General features: G+C 42.0%; 5 protein-coding genes. All 5 read right to left on the reverse strand.

The features are described from left to right. Positions 1-119: 119 nt before the first annotated feature. The 5 genes from FKP33_RS26390 to FKP33_RS26410 all read right to left on the reverse strand — a co-directional run bounded on the left by FKP33_RS26390 (position 120) and on the right by FKP33_RS26410 (position 5115). Positions 120-1070: a DUF3991 domain-containing protein gene (locus FKP33_RS26390; protein ID WP_141336780.1), complete on the reverse strand. Its 951-nt coding sequence runs from the start codon at positions 1068-1070 to the stop codon at positions 120-122. 119 nt (positions 1071-1189) lie between these two features. Continuing rightward, positions 1190-1384 carry a hypothetical protein gene (locus FKP33_RS26395; protein WP_258313563.1) on the reverse strand — a complete coding sequence of 65 codons (195 nt, stop codon included), beginning with the start codon at positions 1382-1384 and terminating at the stop codon, positions 1190-1192. A 468-nt stretch (positions 1385-1852) separates the two neighbouring features. Beyond that, positions 1853-2854 (reverse strand): HD-GYP domain-containing protein, encoded by a 1002-nt coding sequence (locus FKP33_RS26400; protein ID WP_258313564.1) that lies wholly within the window; start codon positions 2852-2854, stop codon positions 1853-1855. An 8-nt stretch (positions 2855-2862) separates the two neighbouring features. Further along, the gene (locus tag FKP33_RS26405; RefSeq protein WP_141336782.1) at positions 2863-4725 is read right to left on the reverse strand and encodes a flagellar assembly protein A; all 1863 of its coding nucleotides are present in this window, start codon (positions 4723-4725) and stop codon (positions 2863-2865) included. A 30-nt stretch (positions 4726-4755) separates the two neighbouring features. Then, positions 4756-5115 carry a response regulator gene (locus FKP33_RS26410; protein WP_181410292.1) on the reverse strand — a complete coding sequence of 120 codons (360 nt, stop codon included), beginning with the start codon at positions 5113-5115 and terminating at the stop codon, positions 4756-4758. Positions 5116-5279: the final 164 nt, after the last annotated feature.

Raw genomic sequence — 5279 nt, forward strand, 5'->3', positions numbered from 1 at the left:
TTGTCACTCCTTGCATAGCTGTATATTGATTTTATTATACCTATTACATGCTATACAATCAATATGGCTGCGCTTATCCCCAATCTATTCACATCTCATCCACATGCAGTGCGTCACCGCTATCGGGATGGTTCTCCGCGTCTTCTTCGGGATTCCATCAAATCGTTGTTTACATCCTTTCCGAACTTAGGCGGCTCATCGGATATGAGAAGGGCGGGGGAGAGGAGCCTCTGTATCGTAGCTGCCGCCAATCGCCCCGGCTCATCATTGTCCAAGTGCAGGACAAGTCGATTCACCTGGGGAAAGCACTGCAAGTAATGCGTTAGGGCAGACGGGGGAGTAGAGTCCTCCCCATTTGTCTTGGGCCTGTATATTCCGGCCAGCGACAGCTTATGCGCCTGCCGCCAATCCCGGCCGGCTAGATGTTCCAGCGCACAGTAGGATAAAAGATCAATGGCGCTCTCAAACAGATGCAGTTCCGTACTGTTTTCCGAGGCCGGAATGGAAAACGAATACCGCTTGTCGCTGCCAGCAGCTTCCCCCATATAACGGGTGCTTGTCGTACCGCGTATCGCCGCATAGCGCGGCGTCCCTTCTTGGTCAAATCCGACGAATACCGCGTTGTGATAGCGTCGGCTTTCATACAAGCGCCCCGTTTCGAGACAGTAGTCGATCAACGTGCGATGGATACCGCGTTTGCTGAGATAGGCCATGACGCGTTGCGATGTACGATTCGGTTCGGGAAGCTCAAAACGCGCCGGAAAAGAACATTGTTGCAAAGATTGCGAAAATGTAGGTGCGCTGCCTGGATGAACGCCTTCAATTTGCAGCACCGCATCGGGAAAAGACATGCCCCGCACTTTGATCAAATAGTCCAGCGCCGAGCGTCCGCCGATCCCCCTTGACCACCAGTACCATTTGCCGTTGGAAATTTTCAAACTGTCGTGTGTCCGGGTGGTGTAGATATTGCGAGAGCAACGTACCAGTTCTGCAGGCTCGCACATATGCAAATACGTGAGCAGATCCAGCCTTTTTGCACGTTCGATCTGTTCCTTGTTTACATAGCTCATCACCGCAGCTCCTCTTGGAAAAAGTAAATAAGACACGACTGCTTTTACAAGTCGTGTCCCTTAATCGTCATGTCCACATGACTAACTGAGATCCAAGCAGCGTCCGATGGGTATATCGTTCATCGTGCCTTGCCCTGCTTTTTGGGGTACAGATAAGCTCTGCCTTCCTTCAACTCCGTAGCACCATTCTTTTTCAAATATGCGTCTAAATCGCCTTCATAAACTTTACTGGTCACCCCGTTCGAATTACGGATGTAATAATACGTGTCGCCAAATCCGTTCTTCTCTTTGGATATCAACTCCAATGTTGGCACGGTTTCTCCCTCCTCGATCAAGCCGGTTCCGTAACAAAAAGGCGGTAGAATCGGGCAAAAGCATCCGCCACCGCTTGGGATGGCATACATCATGTGCATTCCTCCGGAAATGCGAAAAGGACCCCGAAGTCGGAGTCCATTTCGTCATGTAATTTATTACTTTAACAGGTGGGGCTATCTTCGACCTGTAAATGCTACGCATCGAAGTCATAATTCCCCAAACAACAAAAAAGCCTGCCGCGCGATGAAGCGCAACAAGCTTTCTTACCGATCATGCCGCAATATATATTTTCGTCCCATTTCTTTTTGGCCAGTAACAAGCTCTGTTGTCAGGTCAATGCAAATTCATCCTGAAAAGTGTCCATTTCACATCCCTCCGCCTGTAGTATAACGTATCCGGTTTTAGGTCGAAAAGCACGAAAGATACATCTCTAAATGAACTTATCAAAGTAAACTAGTCCGGTATTATTATTGGTTACTGGCAAAGTCCATGATTTTGTTTTTAGACCACCTTAAATCATAATATTGTCCCTCTGATTCAACTAGAGGATTAACCAAGTCGTCTGGATTGATCATTACAATCCGAGCCACTTTACCATCTGACAAAAGAACTGAATCCCCAATCATTCTGTTCATTAAGTTAATGATAAAACGTTGAACAATAACTGGATCAAATAATCCGAATGCTCGTTGATATATTTCTTGAAGTACTTGGTAAAGTGGAACAGGTTTTTTATACACTCGCTCTGAAACCATTGTATGAAATACATCGGCAACAGCCACAATCTTACTAAAGTATGCAATCTCTTCACTAGATTTTCCGTATGGATACCCGCTGCCATCTTCTCGTTCATGATGCTGAAGGGCAACCAATGCTTGTTGGGCTGTTATATTTGGAAGGCTAAGAATTATCTCATAACCCAATACCGTATGGCGTTTCATTTCAGCATACTCATCCCAGCTTAATTTATCTGCCTTTTTTAAGATTGAGTCAGGGATCTTTGCCTTACCTAAATCATGCAACAGACCCGCAACGGCAAGGTCATTCAACTCTTCCTCTGTCAGCCCTAACCACTTACCGATTAAATAGGACAGCACTGAAACGCCAATACAATGTTGATACGTATAATGATCTTTCTTTCTTAAACCCAATAAGACATTCGAAATATTATTAGAACACAATTGTTGGATCTTAGGCATCACCTTTTGACGGATTATTTCATTTGAAAGCATTTCAGTACTGTGTATCTTTTCGTATATCCATTGAACCTCAGAGATCGTTTCATCTATTATAAATTCGGTAATAAGTTGGGTGTCCGCATCCCATAAATTAACACCATGTTGTTGTAAGAGATCGAGATTATGATCATTTAATATGGTGCTCTTTGGTAAAAGCAAACTGCCTTGCCTGGAATAAATATTGTTACTTAATCTTCTCCCGATGAATGTTGTATTGTCGATAGGAATCACTCCCTTCCCTAAGCAAGTCTCTTGATGCTGTTATGATCAAAAGTCATTTCTTCTACTGGTTCAAAGATATCGGTACTATACCGATCAACAGTTACTCTGCCTTCAAACATTTTCTTTACAATAACCTTATTTATTGCTTTTAGGCTTGTCCCAACTCCAGTGAATCCACCTACATACATTGCAGAAATGGTATCTCCAGCCTCCAGTTTAGATCCCCTACATACAGAGTTATCTAGGAAGAATACGATATTGCCCGCTGAATAGAGATCACATTGAATAACACCTTCTCTTCTAATCAAAATATCCCCATTTGACTTTAATGTAGAGTTTTGAGCTTGGTTAATATTTATCTGAACTTGCGATTCTTGACTTAACGCAACTCTCATGAACGCTTCTTTTAATACACGAATGAAATCTTCCATTCTTGGAGCAGTCATCACTTCAACTAACTTGGTCGGTAACAAAAATAACTCCAAATAATCTTTTAATTGCTGCATAGCGTCCTTATTGTAAGTCTGAAGGCTTGAAATAACGCCAAGCAGTTCTTTCACAACTTCCCAAACCTGCTGATACTTGCTCTCGGTTACTAACAATAACGCTTGTCCATATCGAACCTGTAGTTTCTTCTTACTGATTTCATTCAATAACAATTTTACACTTTCCGCCATCTTCTCGAGGTAGTCCATTAACTGTTTAGAACCGTTATAAAGTCTGTTGTAGAGCATGCCGAAATACCCCGAATAAAGATTACTTCCAATTACATTACCCTTCACTGCAATACTTCCTGTCGCGGTTAAGGTTGAATTATAAACACTGCCAGATATATAAATGTTCCCAAGCGACTCAATAATCATGTTGTCCATGACATCACCATATACAATAATGTCTCCAGCGAAAACGATATTACCTGTCTGCAAATCAACATTACCCGGAACAATGAATGCGGTGTTAATATCGAAATACTTTATCTTATTTCCAGTGACTACTCGCGGTCTTCCTTCTTTCCGTGCAATAACGATATCGTCAGGCGTTATTTCAACATTGCCTTTCCCTGCAATACGAATATCGTGAACGGGATCAGGAAGCAACACATTACCAAAGACATCATACCCCGCCTGACCTTCTACGGGAGATGTCTTCTTTGCAATTACATCTCCGCTTTTGACAGAAGGAATATTCATGTGATTTTTAAAATCAACAAAACCTCTTACTTCTGTAAAGATGTTTTCGATATTTTCCGAAAAGAACATATCTAGGCGAGCATCTTGCCCTTGGGTTGGAGCTTTTCCATTGGCTATTTTCACAGGTTTACAAGTAGGTTGCATAATTTCGGTTTGTATCGCTGCCACATCAAGATTCATTTTGATGTTCATGTTTTCAACTACTGAGAGAATATCTTGCAGGTTTAGAGTTTCCAAAATAATCGTTGAATCTTCCTCGGCTGTAAGGTTTAAATCTAAACTCGAGGTCTTATCAGATAACGCCCATGGATGCCTCTGTGGGCGATGAACAGTCAAATATGCAGCTAACTTATCATCTGAAACTTCAATCACGAATAATGGTTTTTCTTCAATCTTCCACTCAATGACACTTTCTGAAGATACTTTAATCCTTTTGTGGATCTCTTGACCATCCACAAATAGGATCACAGGTGAATGGGCTTCGATAGTCGGAATCTTACCCCCATTTGAGGGATTTACGACGATGATTTTACCGTGTTCAACTTTGATGTATCCATCCATTACTTGACCATCTATGTTAATCCCCGTTACTGAAGATGACCCCATCCGTTCACTTTCCGACTCTTGGGAATCTTGGTCAAGTTTCTTCAATAGCTTCAATATTTCTTGCTCACTGATAAAGTCTGACATACGAATCACCTCATCGACAGCAACTGAGAATTAATTTTCTAGAGCTGCTGTAACTAATCCTAAAAATTCATTGTTGTCGAATGGTTTTGAAAGCACTGCTACATCCTTAGGTATCCTAGTATCATTTCTCAAATCTTCAATGGAGCCTGTGCAAAGCAAGACTTTGACTTCAGGATCATCTTTTGTGATTTCTTCTATAAGCGAAATGCCATCCATGACAGGCATTTGATAATCGACTATCAACAAATCGGGTTTTGTATGGAAATAGGCGTTCAATGCCTCTAGACCGTTTTTCGCTTGTAAGACGACTTCATGACCAGCGTGCGTAACTAAGGAAGAAATCAACAAACGAATAGAAGGGTTATCGTCTGCAATCATAATTCTCGCCATAGGCATCCCCCAATATAAAAATAAAAAACATCCCATAAAGATGTCCAAATGTACTAGAGGTTCACCACACTTTCAGTAACCTGGCGACTATAGAATTACATCCTTTGGTCCACAATTTGCATCCTATTTTTCAACAAAAACCACCCAAGAAAAAATATGTCGTA

The organism is Paenibacillus sp. tmac-D7, from assembly GCF_006519665.1.
GTDB classification, from domain to species: Bacteria; Bacillota; Bacilli; order Paenibacillales; family NBRC-103111; genus Paenibacillus_G; species Paenibacillus_G validus.

What these genes read in the sequence shown, in the direction of transcription:
- FKP33_RS26390 (WP_141336780.1), bottom strand. Translation starts at nt 1,070, where the DNA reads ATGAGCTATGTAAACAAGGAACAGATCGAACGTGCAAAAAGGCTGGAT.
- FKP33_RS26405 (WP_141336782.1), bottom strand. Translation starts at nt 4,725, where the DNA reads ATGTCAGACTTTATCAGTGAGCAAGAAATATTGAAGCTATTGAAGAAA.
- FKP33_RS26410 (WP_181410292.1), bottom strand. Translation starts at nt 5,115, where the DNA reads ATGGCGAGAATTATGATTGCAGACGATAACCCTTCTATTCGTTTGTTG.